The following is an 18,700-nucleotide window of genomic DNA, read 5'->3' as shown; positions in this document are numbered from 1 at the left end:
CCGGATGCGCGTGATCTTCGCCGGCACGCCGGCCGTCGCCGTTCCCGCCCTGGCCGCCGTCGCCGCCTCCCGACACGAGCTGGTGGCCGTTGTCACCCGGCCCGACGCGCCCGCCGGGCGTGGCCGGGGCCTGTCCCGCTCATCGGTGGGCGCGTGGGCCGACGAGCACGGGGTCGAGGTGCTCACCCCGGCCCGTCCCCGTGACCCGGAGTTCCTCGATCGCCTTCGCGAGCTGGAGCCGGCCTGCGTTCCGGTGGTCGCCTACGGCGCGCTGGTGCCCCCGGCGGCCCTGGAGATCCCCCGGCACGGCTGGATCAACCTGCACTTCTCCCTGTTGCCCGCCTGGCGTGGCGCCGCGCCCGTGCAGCACGCCGTGCTGCACGGTGACGAGCTGACCGGGGCCAGCGTCTTCCAGCTGGAGGAGGGCCTGGACACCGGCCCGGTCTACGGCACGCTGACCGACGAGATCCGCGCCACCGACACCTCCGGCGACCTGCTGGGACGGCTCGCCGACTCCGGCGCCGGGCTGCTGGTGGCGGTGCTCGACGCGATCGACGACGGCACCGCCCGCGCCGAGCCGCAGCCGGCCGACGGGGTGTCGCTGGCACCGAAGCTGACAGTGGACGACGCGCGGGTGCGCTGGGGCGACCCGGCCTTCGCCGTGGACCGGCGAATCCGGGCCTGCACACCCGCGCCGGGCGGCTGGACCACGTTCCGCGACGAGCGGGTGAAGCTCGGCCCGGTCGTCCCGGTGCCCGACGGCCCCGAGCTCAAGCCGGGGGAGTTGCTGGTGGAGAAGTCCCGGGTGCTGGCCGGCACGGCGACGGTGCCGGTACGTCTCGGTGAGGTCCGTGCCGCGGGAAAGCGGGCGATGAACGCGACCGACTGGGCGCGCGGCGTCCGGGTCGGCACTGGAGAGGACTTCGCGTGACGGCACCGGAGGGAACCCGACCGACGCGCTCCGGCCCGCCGACCGGCCGTGGCGGCGACCGCCGTCCGGTCCGGCCACCGATGGACCGACCGCGCCGCGCCGCGTACGAGGCGGTGGCGGCGGTGCACCGGGACGACGCGTTCGCCAACCTGGTGCTGCCCATCATCCTGCGGGAGGAGGGGCTGTTCGGTCGGGACGCGGCCTTCGCCACCGAGCTGACCTACGGCACCCTGCGCCACCTGGGCACGTTGGACGCGATCCTCACCGACGCGGCCGGCCGGGACGTGGCCCGGATCGACCCGCCGGTACGCGACGCGCTGCGGCTCGGGGCGTACCAGCTCCTGCACACCCGGGTGCCGCCGCACGCCGCGGTCTCGTCGACGGTGGACCTGGTCCGTTCGGTCGCGCCGGGCGCCACCGGTTTCGCCAACGCGGTGCTGCGCGAGGTGTCCAGTCGTGACGCGGACGCCTGGGTGGCGAAGCTCGCACCGTCCATGGAGACCGACCCGGTCGGGCACCTCGCGTTGGCGTACAGCCACCCGCAGTGGATCGTGCGGGCCTTCTCCGAGGCGCTCGGTGGCGATCTGGGTGAGACGGAGCGCCTCCTGATCGAGGACAATGAGCGCCCGCCGGTGCACCTGGCTGCCCGGCCCGGCCTGATCGACCCGATCGAGCTGGCCGACCAGGTCGACGGTGCGCCCGGTGCGTTCTCGCCGTACGCCGTCTATCTTCCCGGTGGCTCGCCGGGCGACATTCCGGCGGTGGTCGACGGCCGGGCCCACGTCCAGGACGAGGGCTCCCAATTGGTGGCCGCCGCGCTCGCCGCCGCACCGCTCGACGGCCCGGACGGACGGTGGCTGGACCTGTGCGCCGGCCCGGGTGGCAAGGCCGGGTTGCTCGGCGCGCTGGCCGCGCAGCGGGGTGCCCGGGTGACGGCTGTGGAGGTGGCCGAGCACCGCGCTCGGCTGGTCTCCCTGGCGACCCGGGACCTGCCGGTGGCCGTGCTGACCATGGACGGCCGTGACGTCGGCGGCGACCCGAAACTGCCGGAGCAGCACTTCGACCGGGTGCTGGTCGACGCACCGTGCACCGGGCTGGGATCGCTGCGTCGTCGGCCGGAGTCGCGCTGGCGTCGGCAACCGTCCGACCTGCCGCCGCTGACTAGGCTGCAACGGGAACTGCTCGGCGCGGCGCTGCGGGCGGTCCGCCCGGGTGGCCTGGTCGCCTATGTGACCTGCTCGCCGCACACGGTCGAGACGCACGTGACGGTGACCGAGGCGGCCCGCCGTAGCGGGGTTCCGGTGGACTTCGTGGACGCCCGCCCGTTGCTGCCGGCCGGCATGCCCGGTCTCGGTGACGGGCCGACAGTGCAGCTCTGGCCACACCGCCACGGCACCGACGCGATGTTCCTCGCTGTCCTGCGCCGGGGCTGATCCGTTCCCCGCGTCCGGCCGGTCAGCCGACCGGCCGGACGCGGGCGTTCACGCCCTGCCCGACCGCCGTTACGAAACGGGCCTCAGGTGACCGGGAGGCCCTTGGTGCCGGCGTTCTTCATCGAGCGGGTCAGGTTCCGGTCGGAGATCCAGAGGAAGCACTGCACGCCCCGGTTGCCGTTGCGCCACTCCTCCTCGTACGGCTGGTAGTAGATCGTGCCGGCGCGGAAGTCGAGCTGGGAGTTGTCCGGGACCTTGGCGTACTTGGCGATCATCGTCTGACAGGCCCGGTGGGTCCGCTTGGTGCCGCGGGTGAACTCGGCGTAGCTGGTGTCCGGCGCCTGCCACACCCCGACGAACTCGGCGTGGTGCTTGGCCGTGCAGGAGACCGGCACCATCTCGTCGATGTCGTCCTTGACCAGTTTCGGGTTGAAGCAGCGGTAGGCCAGCGGGGCCGCTCCGGACAGCGCGCCCCGCAGGCTGCCGGTGCGCAGGTCGACGGCGGTGTCGTCGATGCTGGCGATCTCGGTGACGTCGCAGCGGTACCAGCGGGCCCCGCCCGACCAGGCCTGCGGGGACGGCAGGACGACGGTCAGGCCGAGCCGCCCGGAACGCCAGTCGGCCCCCACCGCCTTGTTGACCGCCGTGTCGCACCCGGTCTGCGCGGCCCGCATGCCGGCCGAGCCGGGCTGCGGGGGCGTGCCGGCCTCGGCGCCCGGACCGGTGAGGGTGCCCACGTGCATGGTCTCCACCCGGTGCGCCTCGGTGCACGCCGTCGGGTTGTAGCCGGTCAGGAAGCCGACCTGCTGGGAGCTCTGGTGGCAGACGTCGGCGGCGGGGACGAACTGCTGCGCCGCGACGGGCGCGGGCCAGTCGTCGGTGAGGTCACGGTCGACTCCGGCGGGTGTGCCGCACCCGGCCAGCGCCAGGGCCAGCGCCCCACCGGCGAACGCCGCCAACCACCGTCGCATCCCGACCTCCCGCCGCTGCTGGCCCCCGACCGGACCCAGCCGGTCGATTGCGCCACGGCGCAGCAGCATACGGCACCGATGCTCAGATCGCGGGCAGTCCCTCCGGGCCGACGTCGCGCATCGAGCGGGTGAGTTTGCGGTCGTCGCTCCAGAGGAAACAGCGCACCCCACGGTCGCCCTCCTCCCACTCCCGCTCGGACGGCGGATAGTAGATGGACCCGGCCCGGTACGGCAGCTCGCTGTTGTTCGGTACCGCCGCGTACTCGGCGATCAGCGCCATGCAGCGCCGGTGCGCCTGCTCGGCGGACTTCGCGAACTCTGCCCAGCTGATGTCCCGCTCCTCGTAGACGCCCACGAACTCGGCGCGGTGCGGCTCGGTGCAGAGGACCGGCGCCATGTAGTTGAGGTTGTCGCCGATCAGTTTGGGATCGAAGCAGCGGTGCGTCAGGGGCGTGTCGCCGATCAACGCGCCGCGCAGGCTGCCGGTGCGGTTGACCGCGCGGGTGTTGTCGATGCTGCCGGTCTCGCTGAGGTCGCAGCGGAACCAGCGGGCGCCGCCGGCCCAGGCGGGCGCGGACGGCAACGCGAGGGACAGCGCGAGTCGGGCCGTGTGCCAGTCGCCGCCGAGCACCTCCCGGGCCCGCTGGTCACACTCGGCGCGAGCCGTGCGCAGCGCCGACGATCCGGGTTCGGGTCGGGCCTCGGTCAGCGCGTCGGGCCCGACGAAGGTGCCGACGTGGATGGTCTCGGCCAGGTGGTTGCGCGCGCAGTCCACAGTCTCGTACGTGCTGGCCTGCACCACCGTGGCGATCCGCGGCAGGCAGGTGTCGGTGGCGGGGGTGAAGGGCTTCGGAACTCGCAGCGTCGGCCAGTCGTCGGTGAGATCACCGTCCGCGCCTCGCGTCGGCGCGCAGCCGGCCAGCAGCATCGTCGTGACGCTGGCCAGCGCCAGCGCTGGAAGCCACCGTCGCATCGTCCGCCCTCCCGTGAGCTGGCGGCCGGTCGCCGCGCCCCGCGGCGAGACCCCGGCGGGCGTGCAGCTTACGGCACCGTCCCGGTTGGAGTGTCGTCGCGTTTCCGTCGATCGGCCAGTGGCTGATGTCTGTTCGTCCGAATTCGGGGGTCCAGCGCGTCCAATTCTGCACCAATGGTCACTGCTGGGTCACAGGGCGTCCCCGAAGGTGCCGCGATGCGGGTGGCGGGTGGCCACGTTCGTACACTGGCCCCGTGACCGTACCGCCGCCGATCGTCGCGCCGAGCATCCTGGCCGCCGATTTCGCCCGTCTCGCCGAAGAGGTCCGTGCCGTCGAGGACGCCGCGGACTGGTTGCACGTCGACGTGATGGACAACCATTTCGTGCCGAACCTGACCATTGGGCTGCCCGTGGTGCAGAGCCTGCGGGCTGTCACGGCGATGCCCTTCGACGTGCACCTGATGATCGAGGACCCGCGCCGGTGGGCCCCCGGGTACGCCGATGCCGGGGCGTACAACGTCACCTTCCACGCGGAGGCGTCCGACGACCCGGTGGCGCTCGCCAAGGACCTGCGCTCGGCAGGCGCGAAGGCGGGCCTGGCCATCGACCGGGACACCCCGATCGAGCCCTACCTGGACCTGCTGCCCAGCTTCGACACCCTGCTGATCATGACGATCAAGGCGGGCTTCGGTGGGCAGCGGTTCATTCCGCAGCTCCTGGAGAAGGTGCGGACGGCCCGGCGGCACGCGTCGGCCGGGCACCTGGAGCTGCGCATCGAGGTGGACGGCGGCATCGCGGCCGACACCATCGAGCAGGCGGCGGCGGCCGGCGCCGACGCGTTCGTGGCCGGCACCGCCGTGTACGGGGCCGCCGACCCGGCGGAGGCGGTACGGCACCTGCGGGCACTGGCGGAACGCGCGGCGCCCGGGGCCTGAGGTGGAGCCCGACGCCGACCGCAAGGACATCATTCTCGTCGTGGACGACGACGAGGACATCGCTCGGTTCGTCGAGTTCAACCTGCGGCTGCACGGCTTCGAGGTGATCCACGCCAGCGACGGCCAGGAGGCCCTGGAGGTCATCGAGCGCCAACGGCCGGACCTGGCGGTGGTCGACCTCATGATGCCCCGGATCGACGGGTTGGAGCTGACCCGCCGGTTGCGCGCCGACCCGATGACGTCCGCCCTTCCGGTGATCATGCTGACCGCCAAGGGGATGACCGTCGACAAGGTGCACGGGCTCAGCGCCGGCGCTGACGACTACCTGGTCAAGCCGTTCGACACCGCCGAGTTGGTGGCCCGGGTCTCGTCCACGCTGCGTCGCAACAAGGAGTTCCGGGAGGTTTCCCCGCTGACCGGGCTGCCCGGCAACAGCCGGATCCGTCGGGAGATCAGCGATCGGGTCCGCAACGGGGTCGACTACGCCGTCGGTTACGTCGACATCGACCGGTTCAAGAGCGTGAACGACAGGTACGGCTTCGTGCGCGGCGACGACTTCATCTCCGCGCTGGCCCGCAGCCTGCACCGGGCGGTGGTGGGCGTCGGCCTGCCACCGGCCTTCCTCGGTCACGTCGGCGGGGACGACTTCGTGATCGTCTGCGCGCCGGACCAGGTGCGCCCACTGACGTCCCGGGCGGTTGTCGACTTCGAGAACGCCGCCGACACGCTCTACGACCAGACCGACCGGGAGCGCGGCTTCGTCGAGTTGAAGGATCGACGCGGCAACATCCGGCGGGCGGCCCTGGTCACGCTCTCCATCGGGGTGTCCCTCTCCGACGCCGGCAAGCGGTTCACCGACCCGCTCGAGGCGATCGCGGTGGCCTCGGAGATGAAGACGGTGGCCAAGAGTCAACCGGGCTCGTACGTGGCGGTGGACCGGCGTCGCGGCGTCACCTGAGCGTGATACCGCTGTGAAGTAGCTCGCCTAGGAGGCGACGGAAGCGGATCGGCGTGTAAGACTTTCCGGGTACCCACCACGCGCTGGCGGGACTCGGTGAAATTCCGAACCGGCGGTGATCCACGGTCCGACCGTGGTCAGCCCGCGACCCGGACGGCTCTGCCGTCCGGTGGACCTGGTGAAAATCCGGGGCCGACGGTTGGGGGCGGTTCGTCCGCGCCCAGAAAGTCCGGATGGGAGACAGCGCGCGGGACGGACGGGTCCGAGCCGGCCGCTGGCTTCAGCGTGCCGTGCCGACCCCCCGGGGGCGGCTGTGCCGTTCCCGGAATCCGCCACCGCCTGCCCGTGGCCCCATGGCCACCGCCTCCCTGACCGCCAGCGCGCGGACGGCGAGTGAGAGGGCAGGGGCAGCGCGATGGCCAGCGTCTCCGTTGATGAGGCGATGCGGCGTGCGATCGAGTTGGCAGCGCGCGGGCTCGGCACCACCAGCCCCAACCCGGTGGTCGGGTGCGTGCTTCTCGACTCCGACGGCGAGGTCGTGGGCGAGGGCTTCCACGCGTACGCCGGGGGGCCGCACGCCGAGATCGTCGCCCTGGCGCAGGCCGGGCGGCGGGCCAAGGGCGGCACCGCGATCGTCACACTGGAGCCCTGCGACCACACCGGCCGCACCGGCCCCTGTAGTTCCGCGCTCGTCCAGGCCGGCGTGAGCCGGGTGGTCATCGCCGTGCCCGACCCGAACCCGGTCGCTTCCGGGGGCGGCGCCACGTTGCGCGCCGCCGGGGTCCGGGTCGATCTGGGGGTACGCGGCGAGGAGGCCGAGGCCGGCAACGTCGCGTGGTTGACCTCGATGCGTCGAGGCTGGCCGTACGTCATCTGGAAGTACGCCGCCACGCTCGACGGTCGCTCCGCCGCGGCGGACGGCACCAGCATGTGGATCACCTCGGAGGCGGCCCGGATCGACGTGCACGCGCTGCGCGGCACCGTCGACGCGGTCATCGCCGGGGTGGGCACCGTGCTCGCCGACGACCCCCGGTTGACCGCCCGCAACCTGCGCGACGGCAGCCTGGCCATCCGGCAGCCGCTGCGGGTGGTGGTGGACAGCTCGGGGCGTACCCCGGCTGACGCCAAGGTCCGCGACGGCGCGGCCCGCACCTGGATCGCGACCGCCGACGAGGTCGGCGCCGACCCGGACGGCCGGGTCGACCTGTCGGCGCTGCTGGCGGCGCTGCACCAGCGCGGGGTCCGCGCGGTGCTCCTGGAGGGCGGCCCCCGGCTGGCTGGCGCGTTCCTGGAGGCCGGCCTGGTCGACAAGATCGTCGGGTACGTCGCGCCGCGGTTGCTCGGCGCCGGCCCGACGGCTCTGGTCGACGCGGGAGTGACCACCATCGCTGAGGCCATCGATCTGGAGTTCGTCGACGTTACGCAGATCGGTCCGGATCTCCGGATCACTGCTTTGCCCCGGAAAAGGGAGGGCTGAGATGTTCACCGGCATTATTGAGGAATTGGGCGAGATCGTCCGGGTGGCGCCGACGGCAGGCGATTCGGCGCTGCTGGGCGTACGCGGCCCACTGGTCACGTCCGACGCCCGCCACGGCGACTCGATCGCCGTCAACGGTGTCTGCCTGACCGTCGTGGACGTGGCCGACGGTGTCTTCACCGCCGACGTGATGGGGGAGACGCTGCGTCGCTCCGCCCTGGGCGCGCTGCGCCCCGGCGACCCGGTCAACCTGGAGCGGGCCGCCGCCCTCGGTAGCCGGCTCGGCGGGCACCTCGTGCAGGGCCACGTCGACGGCGTCGGTGAACTGATCTCCCGGGAACCGGCCGAGCAGTGGGAGACGCTCCGGTTCCGGCTGCCCGCCGCCCTGTCCCGGTACGTGGTGGAGAAGGGCTCGATCACCATCGACGGTGTCTCGTTGACGGTCGCCGCCGTCGGCACGGACGAGTTCGCCGTCGGGCTGATCCCGACCACGCTCAAGCTGACCACGCTCGGCGCGAAGGGCGTCGGCGACCCGGTCAACCTGGAGGTCGACGTGGTGGCCAAGTACGTCGAGCGGCTGCTCGGCGACCGGCTCACCCACGCCGACGCCCGCGGGCTGGCCTCGTACCCGGGCGGGGTGGCCTGATGGGCCCGCTCAGCTGGCTGCTGGACGCCCAGGTGCACGTCGCCGGGTCGCCGGTGCTGGCCAGGGAGATCGTCGGCAACGCGTTCGGGCTGGTCTCGGCGTTGCTCGGGTTGCGCCGGCTGGTCTGGGCGTGGCCGGTCGGCATGATCGGCAACGCGCTCCTGCTCACCGTCTTCCTCGGCGGGGTGTTCGCCACCCCGCAGGAGCACGACCTGTACGGGCAGGCCGGCCGGCAGGTGTTCTTCTTCGCGGTCAGCGTCTACGGCTGGTGGCGCTGGCAGCGCAACCGCCGCGCCGACTCCGGGCAGGCCGCCGTCGTTCCGCGCTGGGCCACCGGACGGGAGCGACTGATGCTGCTGGTGGCCGCCGTGGTCGGCACCGCCGCGGCGTACCCGCTGCTCAAGGCCCTCGGCTCGTGGGGCCCGCTGCCCGACGCCTGGATCCTCACCGGCAGCCTGCTGGCCACGTACGGCATGGCCCGTGGCTGGGTCGAGTTCTGGCTGCTCTGGATCGCCGTGGACGCGGTCGGGGTGCCGCTGCTGCTGCGCGGCGGGTTCTACCCCTCGGCCGTCATGTACCTGATCTACGGCGCTCTCTGCGTCTGGGGCTTCGCCGCCTGGTGGCGCACCTCCCGCGCCACGGCCACCGTTCGTAAGCCCATCTACCGGGAGGCCGTCGCATGAGCGAGCGCGGCGAGCGAATCAGCAGGTTCAGGGCGAAGGTGCCTCGTGGCGTCATGGAGCGAAGCGGAGTGGCGGCATGAGCGAGCGCGGCGAGCGAATCAGCAGGTTCAGGGCGAAGGTGCCTCGTGGCGTCATGGAGCGAAGCGGAGTGGCGGCATGAGCGAGCGCGGCGAGCGAATCAGCAGGTTCAGCACCGTGGTGGGTCATGACGCCATGGAACGAAGTGGAGTGGCGGCATGACCAGCTTTGGGGATATTGGGCAGGCGATCGCGGACATCGCGGCCGGCCGGCCGGTCGTCGTGGTCGACGACGCCGACCGGGAGAACGAGGGCGACCTGATCTTCGCGGCCGAGTTGGCGACGCCGGAGCTGATGGCGTTCATGGTGCGCTACACCTCCGGCTACGTCTGCGTCGCGCTGACCGAGAGCGAAGCCGACCGGCTCGACCTGCCGCCGATGCACCACACCAACCAGGACCGGCGCGGCACCGCGTACACGGTGACAGTGGACGCCCGCGAGGGCGTCAGCACCGGTATCTCGGCGGCCGACCGCGCCCACACCACCCGGCTGCTGGCCGACGCGGCGACCGACCCGACCGACCTGGCCCGCCCCGGACACGTGGTGCCGCTGCGCGCTCGCGAGGGCGGGGTGCTGCGCCGGCCGGGGCACACCGAGGCGGGGATCGACCTGACCCGGCTGGCCGGGCTGCGTCCGGCCGGCGTGCTCTGCGAGCTGGTCAACGACGACGGCAGCATGATGCGCCTGCCGGACCTGGAGAAGTTCTCCGCCGAGCACGGCCTCACGCTCGTCACCATCGCCGACCTGATCGCCTACCGTCGGCGTACCGAAAAGCAGGTCGAGCTGGTCGCCGACGCCCGGATGCCGACGAAGCACGGGGTGTTCCGGGCGCTGGGCTACCGCGCCGAGCACGACCCGGCCGAACATGTCGCGATGGTGCTGGGTGACCTCGGTGACGGCCAGGACGTGCTGGTCCGGGTCCACTCCGAGTGCCTGACCGGGGACGTGTTCGGCTCGCTGCGCTGCGACTGTGGGCCGCAGCTGGACGCCGCACTGGCTCGGGTCGGGCGGGAGGGCCGGGGCGTGGTGCTCTACGTCCGCGGGCACGAGGGGCGCGGCATCGGGTTGCTGCACAAGCTGCAGGCGTACCAGTTGCAGGACCAGGGCCGCGACACCGTCGACGCCAACCTCGACCTGGGCCTGCCGGCCGACGCCCGCGACTACGGCACCGGCGCGCAGATCCTCTACGACCTGGGCGTGCGGTCGATGCGGCTGCTGACCAACAACCCGGCCAAGCGGGCCGGCCTGGAGGGGTACGGGTTGACCATCACCGGCCGCGAGGGACTGCCGGCCGGCGCGCACCCGGAGAACATGCGCTACCTGCGCACCAAGCGGGACCGGATGGGTCACCTGCTGGACGAGTTGGACGAGGTCTCCGAGGCGCCGCTGGGGCGTCCGGTCGCCGACGACGAGATCGGAGCATGACGATGGCGGGTTTCGGTGAGCCGGGAGTCGAGGCGGTCGACGCCGCGGGGCTGACCGTCGGGGTCGTTGCCGCCCGTTGGCACGGCGAGCTGACCGACCACATGTTGGAGCGTGCGGTGGCCGCCGCCGAGGCGTGCGGAGCGCGTTCCGTGGTCGCCCGGGTCGCCGGCTCGGTCGAGTTGCCGGTGGTCGCGCAGGCCCTCGCCCGCCGCTGTGACGTGGTGGTCGCCCTCGGCGTGGTGGTCCGTGGGGCCACCGCCCACTTCGACTACGTATGCCGTTCGGTCACCGACGGGCTGACCCGGGTGGCGCTGGACGAGGGCAAGCCGGTGGCGCACGGCGTGCTGACAGTGGAGACCATCGAGCAGGCCCGCGACCGTGCCGGTCTGCCCGGCTCGGCGGAGGACAAGGGCTGGGCCGCCACGGTGGCGGCGCTCGACGCGGCGCTGGCCGTGCGGACGGTGGCGGCGGGCAACGCCCAACGGGTCGGCTTCGGCGGCTGACGCCCCGGGCCGTCTCTGAAGGCCCGCCGTCAGAGACGGCCGGCCTCGATGATCCGGCGCAGGAACTGCCGGGTACGCGGCTGCGTCGGCTCGCCGAGCACCTGCTCGGGCGGGCCGCTCTCGACCACCCGGCCGGCGTCGAGGAAGCACACCTCGTCGGCGACCTCCCGGGCGAAGCCCATCTCGTGGGTGGCCAGCACCATCGTCATGCCGTCGGCCTTCAGGTCGCGGATCATGGTCAGCACCTCACCGACCAGCTCCGGGTCGAGCGCGGAGGTCACCTCGTCGAGCAGCATCAGTCGAGGTGCGTTGGCCAGCGCCCGGACGATCGCCACCCGCTGCTGCTGCCCGCCGGAGAGCCGGTCCGGGTAGGCGTCCGCCTTGGCGGCGAGCCCCACCCGGTCGAGCAGCTCCCGGGCCTGCGCCTCGGCCTCCGCCCGGCCCCGCCCGTGTACGCGACGCGGCGCGAGGGTGATGTTGTCCAACACGCTCAGGTGCGGAAAGAGGTTGTACGCCTGGAACACCATGCCGATCCGCCGCCGGACCCGGTCCGGGTCCACCCGGGGATCGGAGATGTCCTCCCCGTCCAACTCGATGGTGCCGTCGTCGAGTTCGTCGAGCAGGTTGACGCAGCGCAGCAGGGTCGATTTGCCGGACCCGGACGCGCCGATCAGGGCCACCACCTGATGCTCGGCGACGGTCAGGTCGAGGTGGTCGAGCACGGCGTGCCCGCCGAACTCCTTGCGCAGGCCGCGACAGCGCAGCAACGCCATGGATCAGCCTCCCGACTGTCGGCGGGCCGCGCGTAGCGTCACCCAGTCGGTGACGGCGATCAGTGGGATCGCCAGCAGCACGAAGAGCACCCCCGCCACGATGTACGGCGTGTAGTTGAAGGTCTGGGCGGTGGCGATCTGCGCGGCGCGGACCGCGTCGATCGGCCCGGCCAGCGAGACCAGCCCGACGTCCTTCTGCAACGCCACCACGTCGTTGAGCAGTGGTGGCGCCACCCGGCGGACGGCCTGCGGCAGGACCACGTGCCGCATCGTCTGCCGGTGGGTCAGGCCCAACGAGCGGGCCGCGGCGAGTTGGCTGGAGTGCACCGACTCGATGCCGGCCCGGAACACCTCGGCGAGGTATCCGCCGTAGGTGAGGACCAAGGCGATCCCACCCAGCACCAACACCGGCGGCATTCCCTGCAACCGCAGCCCCGGCACGCCGAGGGTGAGCAGGTACAGCACGATGATCAGCGGTAGGCCGCGGAAGGTGTAGGTGTAGCCGGCGGCCAGCGCGCGGACCGGGAAGAAGACCGGCCCGCGCAGCGTCCGCAGCACGGCGAGCACCAGCCCGAGCAGTAGCGCGCCGACCGCACAGCAGACCAGCAGCCGTACGTTGAGCCAGAGCCCGCTCAGCACCGTCGGCAGCGCGTCGCGGGCGATCTCCGGATCCAGGAACGAGCGCCGGACCCGGTCCCAGCCCGGCGCACCGGTCACCGCGAGCACCAGCAGCGTGCCGAGCGCCGCCGTCGAGGACGCCGCGACGAGCACGCTGTAGACGGTCTGCCGACGCCGGTACGCCGACCGCCGCAGCTGCGCCTCCGAGGGCACCCGATCCAGGAGGGTCACCGCAGCTCGGCCGCCCCCGCCACCTGGGCGAGCCACTTCTGTTCCAGCTCCTTCAACGTGCCCGCGGTGGTGAGTTGACCGACCGCCCCGCTCACGCAGGAGGTCAGCGGGGAGTTCTTGTCCAGCAGCAACCCGAACGCCTCGGGCGCACCGACCTGCGGCACCTGTCCGACGATCACGGCGTCGGTGATCTCCGCGCCGGTGATGTAGAAGGCGGTCGGAAGATCGACCACGAGACCGTCGAGCTGCCCGTTCTGAAGGGCCTTCTTGGCGTCGTCGTTGCTGTTGAAGACCTGCGGCTTGGCGGCCGGCTTGATCACGTCGGTGATCGCCTGGTAGCTGGTGGTGCCGACCTGCGCGCCGAGCCGAGCGTCCCGCAGTTCGGCCAGCGACGTCCGGCCGGCGATCTTCGAGGACTTCAACGCGATGACGGTCTGCCGCACCAGGTAGTACGGCGCGGAGAAATCGACAGCCTGCTTGCGTTCGTCGGTGATGGAGAACTGGTTGATGTCGAAGTCGAAGTCCTTCGGCCCCGGCGCGATGGCGGTGTCGAACTTGACCCGGGTCCAGGTGACGTCGGCGCGGGCGTAGCCGAGCTTCTCGGCCACCGCGTACGCGACAGCGGATTCGAAGCCCTCACCGCTGTCCGGCTTGTCCTTGGCGAACCACGGCTCGTACGCGGGCTGGTCGGTGGCGATGGTCAGCTTGCCCGGCGTACGCGTGGGCAGGCTGTCCTTCGCGCAGGACGGGCCTGCGGTGACAGTGGGGGTGGGTTCTTCGTCCTGTGGCGCGCATCCGGCGGTGGCTACGACGACGGCACCGGCGAGGGTGAGCGCGATAAGACGTGAGCGGCTGGCCATGGCGGACAGCGTAGAGCTCCATGGGCATCGATCGACAATTGTCCCACCATCTTGGTAGGGAATTGTCCGCTGGCTGGATTCCGGCAGACCCGGACGCGGGGTGCCGCCGGGGTGGCTGGAAGAATCGTTCCCCGTGAAGACGTTCGAGGAGTTGTTCGCCGAGCTGCAGGCCAAGGCCGCCGCCGGCACCCCGGGCTCGGGCACCGTCGCCGCGCTGGACAAGGGCGTGCACTTCATCGGCAAGAAGGTCGTCGAGGAGGCGGCCGAGTCGTGGATGGCCGCCGAGCACGAGGGGCCGGAGCGTACCGCCGAGGAGATTTCCCAGCTGCTCTACCAGGTCCAGGTGCTGATGCTTGCCAGCGGTCTCGAGCTCAAGGACGTCTACCGACATCTGTGAGTGCCCCCACCCCTGTTGATCGCCAACCGGATCGAAGGAGCACTCCGTCATGCTGCGTGTCGCCATTCCCAACAAGGGCACCCTGGCCGAACCGGCCGCCCAGATGCTGCGCGAGGCGGGCTACCGCCAGCGCACCGACCCCAAGGACCTCGTCTGCCGGGACGAGGCCAACGACGTCGAATTCTTCTACCTGCGCCCGAAGGACATCGCCACCTACGTCGGCTCCGGTGACCTCGACCTCGGGATCACCGGCCGGGACCTGCTGATCGACTCGGCCGCGCCGGCCGAGGAGGTCGTCGATCTCGCCTTCGGTCGGGCCACCTTCCGCTTCGCCGCCCGCCCCGACGACATCGCCTCCGTGCAGGAGCTGGGTGGTCACCGCATCGCCACCGCGTACCCGGGGCTGGTCGAGCGGCACCTCGGCGAGGTGGGCGTCAAGGCCGACGTGATCCGCCTCGACGGCGCGGTGGAGAACGCCGTACGCCTCGGCGTCGCCGACGTGATCGCGGACGTGGTGGAGACCGGCGCGACCCTGCGCCAGGCGGGCCTGGTGGTCTTCGGCGAGCCGCTGCTGCGCTCGTCGGCGGTGCTGGTCCGGCGTGCCGGCGCGCCCGCGCAACCGCAGGCCGAGCAGTTGCTGCGCCGCCTGCACGGTGTGCTGGTGGCCCGCCGCTACGTGATGCTCGCCTACGACGTGCCGGCCGGTCTGCTGGACCGGGCCAGCGGGCTCACCCCGGGCATCGAGTCGCCCACCGTGTCGCCGCTGCACCGCGAGGGCTGGGTGGCGGTGCAGGCGATGGTGCTCCGCGACGACGTGCACCGCATCATGGACGAGCTGTACGAGTTGGGCGCCCGCGCCATCCTCGTCACCAACATCCACGCCTGCCGCCTCTAACTCCCAACCCCACCCCACCCGCCCCACCCCCACCCGCCCACCCCCACCCGCCCACCCCCACCACCCCGCCCCCACCGCCCCGCCCCCGCCCCCGCCCCCGCCACCCCGCCCCACCCCACCCCGCCCGCGTCGATCATGGAGTGGTGGTGGCCGATTCAGCCGCATTTGCCCCTTACGTCCACCACCAAAACTCCATGATCGACGGGGCGGCGGGTGACCTGGTGGCTGCTGGGAGCGGAAGATCGTGCTCGATCATTGAAGTAGTGGCCTCGATCTCGACTGAGGCCACTGGATCCTGGATCTAGCACGATCTTGAGCGTGCTGGTCGCCCTCGGGTCGGGGTGGTGGCTCGGCGGGTGGTGCGTTCGATGACCGAGCGCGGATGGCAGACTGGTGGGGTGAGTGAAACCGAACTGGTCCGCCTGAAGCCCCGCCGCATCCGCGTGGTCTGCTGGTCTGCGGCGGTCGCCCTGGTGGTGGTGTTCGGTCTGGTCGCGACCTCGCTGAGTGGCCCGACCGGCGATGGTTACGGCAGCTTCCAGCGCGGTGACCAGATCGCCATGATCGGCCTGGGCGTCTTCGGTGCGCTCGGCTTCCTGCTGTTCACCCGTCCCCGGGTGGAGGCCGATGCCCGCAGCATCCGGGTCCGTAACGTCGTCAGCTCCTACGAGCTGCCCTGGGAGGTTGTCCGGGGCGTCCGCTTCGATCGGGGCGCGCCGTGGGCCAGCTTGGAGCTGCACGACGACGACCTGCTGCCGATGGTCGCGTTGCAGGCCGCCGACAAGGAATTGGCCGTCGACGGGGTCCGCGCGCTGCGCCGGCTGCACGAGGCCCACCAGGTCCGTCTCGCCGAACGCGCCGTCGGCCGCTGACCCGGCGGCGGCACCCGCCCACGTCGGTTCGCGGCGGCACCCGCCCACGTCGGTTCGCGGCGGCACCCGCCCACGTCGGTTCGCGGCGGCACCGCCCACGCCGGTTCGCGGCCGAACCGCCCACGCCGGTTCGCGGCCGAACCGCCCACGCCGGTTCGCGGCCGAACCGCCCACGCCGGTTCGCGGCCGAACCGCCCACGCCGGCTCGCGGCCGGAACCGTGCAGCGGCCGGGCCCGCCGTGCGCCCGGAACCCGCCTACCGTCGGCTCGCGGCCGGAACCGCGCAGCGGCCGGGCCCGCCGTGCGCCCCTCGCCAAGATCTGGACAACTTCCCTGAAACTGCTGCCTCAGGGCCGCCGGCAGGGAGCAGTTTCAGGGATAGTGCGCGGATCTTGAAGCGGGGTGCCAGGGCGCACCCAAGCGGGGCGGCGCGGAACGTACGGGCCGGTCCCCGGTTGTGCCTGGCCCAGGTCGTGCCCGGTTTGGGGGTCGTCGGGGCGCCGGTGTAGTGTTGTCGAGTCGACCAGGCTGTCTCCGCGTGCGAGCAGGCAGCCTTTTGAAGCGGAGCGCCTGCTCCCACCCGAGTCGCCGCTACGGTGGCCGGGTCCGGTCACCGGTTCCGGGCATGTCCTGGTGCTGGATGCGCGATCCTTGTGGTCGTGCTGACCGGTCGAGCGGGCCCTGGCATACGCCGGGGCCTTCTGCTTTTCGGGTCGGTTCCCTCCCGGGAGCCGCAGGGGTCGGCGACAGAGCAGAAACGACTCGAGGAGGCCCCATCAGCGTCGAACCACGCGTGAACGAGCAGATCCGGGCACGTGAGGTCCGACTGGTCGGCCCAGAGGGTGAGCAGGTGGGCATCGTCCCGCTGGAGCGCGCTCTTCAGCTGGCCGCGGACGTCGATCTGGACCTGGTCGAGGTTGCGCCGATGGCGCGCCCGCCGGTGTGCAAGCTCATGGACTTCGGCAAGTTCAAGTACGAGAGCGCACTCAAGGCGCGCGAAGCGCGGCGTAATCAGCAGCAGACCGTCATCAAGGAAATGAAGCTTCGGCCGAAGATCGACCCGCACGACTACGAGACCAAGAAGGGTCACGTGGTGCGGTTCCTCAAGGCGGGCGACAAGGTCAAGGTGACGATCATGTTCCGCGGTCGCGAGCAGAGCCGCCCGGAGCTGGGTTACCGGCTCCTGCGCCGGCTCGAATCCGAGATCACGGAACTGGGATACGTCGAGGCCGCTCCGAAGCAGGACGGCCGAAACATGATCATGGTTCTCGCTCCGCACCGGGCCGTCAAGGCTTCCGCGGTCGCCGCCACGGCGTCTCGCGGTGGCCCTCGGGACCGGGCCGCGGACGAGTCCGCCGCTCCGGCAGCCGATGACACCGCGGCGGTCGGCGAGACCGCAGCAGCCGGTGACACCGGCACCGCCGCCACCAGCGGCGAGTAACAGGGGAGAAGACGTTCCACATGCCGAAGATGAAGAGCCACACGGGTATGGGTAAGCGGGTCAGGGTGACCGGCAAGGGCAAGATCGTTGCCCAGCAGGCCGGCCTTCGCCACAACCTGGAGAAGAAGCCCTCCACCCAGACCCGCCGGCTGACCGGCACGGTCGTGCTGGCCAAGGCCGACGTCAAGCGCATCAAGAAGCTGCTCGGCCGCTGACGCGCGCCACCTAACGTAATTAGGAGTTGAGATGGCACGCGTCAAGCGGGCTGTAAACGCCCAGAAGAAGCGTCGTACCCTGCTGGAGACCGCGAGTGGTTACCGCGGTCAGCGCTCCCGCCTGTACCGCAAGGCCAAGGAGCAGGTGCTGCACTCGATGCAGTACGCCTACCGGGACCGTCGCGACCGCAAGGGCGACTTCCGGCAGCTGTGGATTCAGCGGATCAACGCGGGCGCCCGGGCCAACGGGATGACCTACAACCGTCTGATCCAGGGCCTGCGTCTGGCCGGCATCGAGGTCGACCGCAAGATCCTGGCCGACATGGCTGTCAACGACGCCGCCTCCTTCGCGGCGATCGTCGAGCTGGCCCGGGCCGCGGTCACGGCCGAGGGCACCGGCGGCGCGGCGGCTCAGGCCGCCTGATCCCCACGCACCAGAGCGAGGCGTCTCCCGTTTCGGCACCGCCGTTCGGGGGGCGCCTCAATCGTGCCCGAGGAGCGCACACCATGGCTTTCACCCCGCGTACCCCGAGGGTTGTCGCCGCCCGTCGCCTGCAACGCCGCCGGGACCGCGACGCCACCGGCCGTTTCCTGGCCGAGGGCCCGCAGGCGGTCCGCGAGGCCCTCGCGCGGCCGGAGGTGGTCACCGAACTGTTCGGTACGACCACCGCGCTCGACCGGTACCCGGAGTTGGCCGCCACGGCGGCCCGCGCCGACGTGCCGGTCTCCGAGGTGACCGACGATGCCCTCGCGGCGCTGACCGAGACCGTCGCCCCGCAGGGGCTGGTGGCCGTCTGCCGGCACCTGGACGTCTCACTGGAACAGGCCCTCGCGGGTGCGCCCCGGCTGGTGGCGGTGCTGGCCGATGTCCGTGACCCGGGCAACGCCGGCACGGTGCTGCGCACCGCTGACGCGGCCGGTGCGGGTGTGGTGGTCTTCGCCGGGGACGCCGTCGACCCGTACAACGGCAAGTGTGTGCGGGCCTCGGCCGGCAGCCTCTTCCACGTCGACGTGGTGCGCGCCCCCGACCCGGTCGCGGTGGTCGACGCGCTGCGTGCCGCCGGGCTGTCGATCTTCGCCACCACCGGGTACGGCGACAACGACCTGGATGACCTGACCGATTACGGTCGGCTCGTCGGGCCCACCGCCTGGCTGTTCGGTTCCGAGGCGCACGGGCTGCCCGAGGAGTTGACGACCGCTGCCGACACCACGGTGCGGGTGCCGCTGTACGGGCGCGCGGAGAGCCTCAACCTGGCTGCGGCCGCCGCGGTCTGCCTGTACGCTTCAGCGAGAGCACAGCGCTGAGGGTGAACGCCTCGGCGTGACTGACAGCAGGGGAGAGCGTCCGTCCATGAACGCGCCACGGCGTTCGTTTAGCCAGCCCGC

Annotated in this window: 21 protein-coding genes and 1 riboswitch; of the genes, 16 read left to right on the top strand and 5 right to left on the bottom strand. The window is 71.9% G+C overall.

What is annotated here, in order from left to right:
* Positions 1 to 4 precede the first annotated feature (4 nt).
* Both fmt and ACZ6NZ_RS09700 read left to right on the top strand, forming a co-directional pair.
* Positions 5 to 931, top strand: coding sequence for a methionyl-tRNA formyltransferase (gene fmt / locus ACZ6NZ_RS09705; RefSeq protein ID WP_465857499.1), 927 nt, complete (start codon positions 5 to 7; stop codon positions 929 to 931).
* Positions 886 to 2,364: an RsmB/NOP family class I SAM-dependent RNA methyltransferase gene (locus ACZ6NZ_RS09700; RefSeq protein WP_465858399.1), complete on the top strand. Its 1,479-nt coding sequence runs from the start codon at positions 886 to 888 to the stop codon at positions 2,362 to 2,364. Before fmt ends, ACZ6NZ_RS09700 begins: the two co-directional genes overlap by 46 nt.
* 83 nt (positions 2,365 to 2,447) lie before the next feature.
* Here ACZ6NZ_RS09700 and ACZ6NZ_RS09695 read toward each other — a convergent pair whose 3' ends face one another.
* Complete coding sequence (locus ACZ6NZ_RS09695) at positions 2,448 to 3,335, bottom strand: septum formation family protein (RefSeq protein ID WP_465858398.1); 888 nt, start codon at positions 3,333 to 3,335, stop codon at positions 2,448 to 2,450.
* 82 nt (positions 3,336 to 3,417) lie between these two features.
* Positions 3,418 to 4,308, bottom strand: coding sequence for a septum formation family protein (locus ACZ6NZ_RS09690; RefSeq protein ID WP_465857497.1), 891 nt, complete (start codon positions 4,306 to 4,308; stop codon positions 3,418 to 3,420).
* A 254-nt stretch (positions 4,309 to 4,562) separates the two neighbouring features.
* On the opposite strand from ACZ6NZ_RS09690, the gene rpe reads away from it, so the two are divergent.
* The 7 genes from rpe (at position 4,563) to ribH (ending at position 11,012) form a co-directional block, all read left to right on the top strand.
* Positions 4,563 to 5,243: a ribulose-phosphate 3-epimerase gene (gene rpe, locus ACZ6NZ_RS09685; protein WP_238671589.1), complete on the top strand. Its 681-nt coding sequence runs from the start codon at positions 4,563 to 4,565 to the stop codon at positions 5,241 to 5,243.
* 1 nt (position 5,244) lies between these two features.
* Positions 5,245 to 6,201: a response regulator gene (locus tag ACZ6NZ_RS09680; RefSeq protein ID WP_366611705.1), complete on the top strand. Its 957-nt coding sequence runs from the start codon at positions 5,245 to 5,247 to the stop codon at positions 6,199 to 6,201.
* A gap of 78 nt (positions 6,202 to 6,279) precedes the next feature.
* Positions 6,280 to 6,450, top strand: a riboswitch (FMN riboswitch).
* Positions 6,451 to 6,616: 166 nt separating this feature from the next.
* Positions 6,617 to 7,678 (top strand): bifunctional diaminohydroxyphosphoribosylaminopyrimidine deaminase/5-amino-6-(5-phosphoribosylamino)uracil reductase RibD, encoded by a 1,062-nt coding sequence (gene ribD, locus ACZ6NZ_RS09675; protein WP_465857494.1) that lies wholly within the window; start codon positions 6,617 to 6,619, stop codon positions 7,676 to 7,678.
* A gap of 1 nt (position 7,679) precedes the next feature.
* Positions 7,680 to 8,324, top strand: coding sequence for a riboflavin synthase (locus ACZ6NZ_RS09670; RefSeq protein ID WP_465857492.1), 645 nt, complete (start codon positions 7,680 to 7,682; stop codon positions 8,322 to 8,324).
* The gene (pnuC, locus tag ACZ6NZ_RS09665) at positions 8,324 to 9,007 is read left to right on the top strand and encodes a nicotinamide riboside transporter PnuC (protein ID WP_465857490.1); all 684 of its coding nucleotides are present in this window, start codon (positions 8,324 to 8,326) and stop codon (positions 9,005 to 9,007) included. Before ACZ6NZ_RS09670 ends, pnuC begins: the two co-directional genes overlap by 1 nt.
* 236 nt (positions 9,008 to 9,243) lie before the next feature.
* A complete protein-coding gene (locus ACZ6NZ_RS09660; RefSeq protein WP_465857488.1) occupies positions 9,244 to 10,509 on the top strand; it encodes a bifunctional 3,4-dihydroxy-2-butanone-4-phosphate synthase/GTP cyclohydrolase II in 1,266 nt (421 codons plus the stop codon).
* A 2-nt stretch (positions 10,510 to 10,511) separates the two neighbouring features.
* On the top strand, positions 10,512 to 11,012 hold the full coding sequence (ribH, locus tag ACZ6NZ_RS09655; RefSeq protein ID WP_030335701.1) for a 6,7-dimethyl-8-ribityllumazine synthase: 501 nt from the start codon (positions 10,512 to 10,514) through the stop codon (positions 11,010 to 11,012).
* Between the two features lie 29 nt (positions 11,013 to 11,041).
* Here ribH and ACZ6NZ_RS09650 read toward each other — a convergent pair whose 3' ends face one another.
* From ACZ6NZ_RS09650 to ACZ6NZ_RS09640, 3 genes are read right to left on the bottom strand one after another with little or no spacing between them, the layout of a single operon-like run.
* Positions 11,042 to 11,785 carry an amino acid ABC transporter ATP-binding protein gene (locus ACZ6NZ_RS09650; RefSeq protein WP_465857486.1) on the bottom strand — a complete coding sequence of 248 codons (744 nt, stop codon included), beginning with the start codon at positions 11,783 to 11,785 and terminating at the stop codon, positions 11,042 to 11,044.
* Between the two features lie 3 nt (positions 11,786 to 11,788).
* Positions 11,789 to 12,634: an amino acid ABC transporter permease gene (locus ACZ6NZ_RS09645; protein WP_465857484.1), complete on the bottom strand. Its 846-nt coding sequence runs from the start codon at positions 12,632 to 12,634 to the stop codon at positions 11,789 to 11,791.
* A complete protein-coding gene (locus ACZ6NZ_RS09640; RefSeq protein ID WP_465857482.1) occupies positions 12,631 to 13,494 on the bottom strand; it encodes an ABC transporter substrate-binding protein in 864 nt (287 codons plus the stop codon). The genes ACZ6NZ_RS09645 and ACZ6NZ_RS09640 overlap by 4 nt, the downstream gene beginning before the upstream one ends.
* A 133-nt stretch (positions 13,495 to 13,627) precedes the next feature.
* Between ACZ6NZ_RS09640 and ACZ6NZ_RS09635 the strand changes: the two genes are divergently transcribed.
* The 7 genes from ACZ6NZ_RS09635 (at position 13,628) to ACZ6NZ_RS09605 (ending at position 18,619) form a co-directional block, all read left to right on the top strand.
* On the top strand, positions 13,628 to 13,891 hold the full coding sequence (locus ACZ6NZ_RS09635) for a phosphoribosyl-ATP diphosphatase (RefSeq protein WP_030335709.1): 264 nt from the start codon (positions 13,628 to 13,630) through the stop codon (positions 13,889 to 13,891).
* A gap of 49 nt (positions 13,892 to 13,940) precedes the next feature.
* On the top strand, positions 13,941 to 14,786 hold the full coding sequence (hisG, locus tag ACZ6NZ_RS09630; RefSeq protein WP_030488425.1) for an ATP phosphoribosyltransferase: 846 nt from the start codon (positions 13,941 to 13,943) through the stop codon (positions 14,784 to 14,786).
* A gap of 398 nt (positions 14,787 to 15,184) precedes the next feature.
* Positions 15,185 to 15,658 carry a PH domain-containing protein gene (locus ACZ6NZ_RS09625; RefSeq protein ID WP_366611695.1) on the top strand — a complete coding sequence of 158 codons (474 nt, stop codon included), beginning with the start codon at positions 15,185 to 15,187 and terminating at the stop codon, positions 15,656 to 15,658.
* 793 nt (positions 15,659 to 16,451) lie between these two features.
* Entirely contained in the window at positions 16,452 to 17,099 is a 648-nt protein-coding gene (gene infC, locus ACZ6NZ_RS09620; RefSeq protein ID WP_357355251.1) for a translation initiation factor IF-3, read from the top strand.
* A 20-nt stretch (positions 17,100 to 17,119) separates the two neighbouring features.
* The gene (gene rpmI, locus ACZ6NZ_RS09615) at positions 17,120 to 17,314 is read left to right on the top strand and encodes a 50S ribosomal protein L35 (RefSeq protein ID WP_030488428.1); all 195 of its coding nucleotides are present in this window, start codon (positions 17,120 to 17,122) and stop codon (positions 17,312 to 17,314) included.
* A gap of 31 nt (positions 17,315 to 17,345) precedes the next feature.
* Complete coding sequence (gene rplT / locus ACZ6NZ_RS09610) at positions 17,346 to 17,738, top strand: 50S ribosomal protein L20 (RefSeq protein ID WP_007458417.1); 393 nt, start codon at positions 17,346 to 17,348, stop codon at positions 17,736 to 17,738.
* Between the two features lie 83 nt (positions 17,739 to 17,821).
* On the top strand, positions 17,822 to 18,619 hold the full coding sequence (locus tag ACZ6NZ_RS09605; RefSeq protein ID WP_366611692.1) for a TrmH family RNA methyltransferase: 798 nt from the start codon (positions 17,822 to 17,824) through the stop codon (positions 18,617 to 18,619).
* Positions 18,620 to 18,700 lie beyond the last annotated feature (81 nt).

The sequence above is a fragment of the Micromonospora sp. NPDC047756 genome (assembly GCF_055587245.1).
The sequence above is the reverse complement of the archived record's forward strand: the minus strand, read 5'-3'. Positions and strand labels throughout refer to the sequence as shown.

Coding starts and splice junctions, on each gene's coding strand:
- ACZ6NZ_RS09690 (WP_465857497.1), bottom strand. CDS start 4,308: ATGCGACGGTGGCTTCCAGCGCTGGCGCTGGCCAGCGTCACGACGATG.
- ACZ6NZ_RS09650 (WP_465857486.1), bottom strand. CDS start 11,785: ATGGCGTTGCTGCGCTGTCGCGGCCTGCGCAAGGAGTTCGGCGGGCAC.
- rplT (WP_007458417.1), top strand. CDS start 17,346: ATGGCACGCGTCAAGCGGGCTGTAAACGCCCAGAAGAAGCGTCGTACC.
- ribH (WP_030335701.1), top strand. CDS start 10,512: ATGGCGGGTTTCGGTGAGCCGGGAGTCGAGGCGGTCGACGCCGCGGGG.
- ACZ6NZ_RS09660 (WP_465857488.1), top strand. CDS start 9,244: ATGACCAGCTTTGGGGATATTGGGCAGGCGATCGCGGACATCGCGGCC.
- fmt (WP_465857499.1), top strand. CDS start 5: ATGCGCGTGATCTTCGCCGGCACGCCGGCCGTCGCCGTTCCCGCCCTG.
- ACZ6NZ_RS09695 (WP_465858398.1), bottom strand. CDS start 3,335: ATGCGACGGTGGTTGGCGGCGTTCGCCGGTGGGGCGCTGGCCCTGGCG.
- ribD (WP_465857494.1), top strand. CDS start 6,617: ATGGCCAGCGTCTCCGTTGATGAGGCGATGCGGCGTGCGATCGAGTTG.
- ACZ6NZ_RS09605 (WP_366611692.1), top strand. CDS start 17,822: ATGGCTTTCACCCCGCGTACCCCGAGGGTTGTCGCCGCCCGTCGCCTG.
- pnuC (WP_465857490.1), top strand. CDS start 8,324: ATGGGCCCGCTCAGCTGGCTGCTGGACGCCCAGGTGCACGTCGCCGGG.
- hisG (WP_030488425.1), top strand. CDS start 13,941: ATGCTGCGTGTCGCCATTCCCAACAAGGGCACCCTGGCCGAACCGGCC.
- ACZ6NZ_RS09640 (WP_465857482.1), bottom strand. CDS start 13,494: ATGGCCAGCCGCTCACGTCTTATCGCGCTCACCCTCGCCGGTGCCGTC.
- rpmI (WP_030488428.1), top strand. CDS start 17,120: ATGCCGAAGATGAAGAGCCACACGGGTATGGGTAAGCGGGTCAGGGTG.
- ACZ6NZ_RS09670 (WP_465857492.1), top strand. CDS start 7,680: ATGTTCACCGGCATTATTGAGGAATTGGGCGAGATCGTCCGGGTGGCG.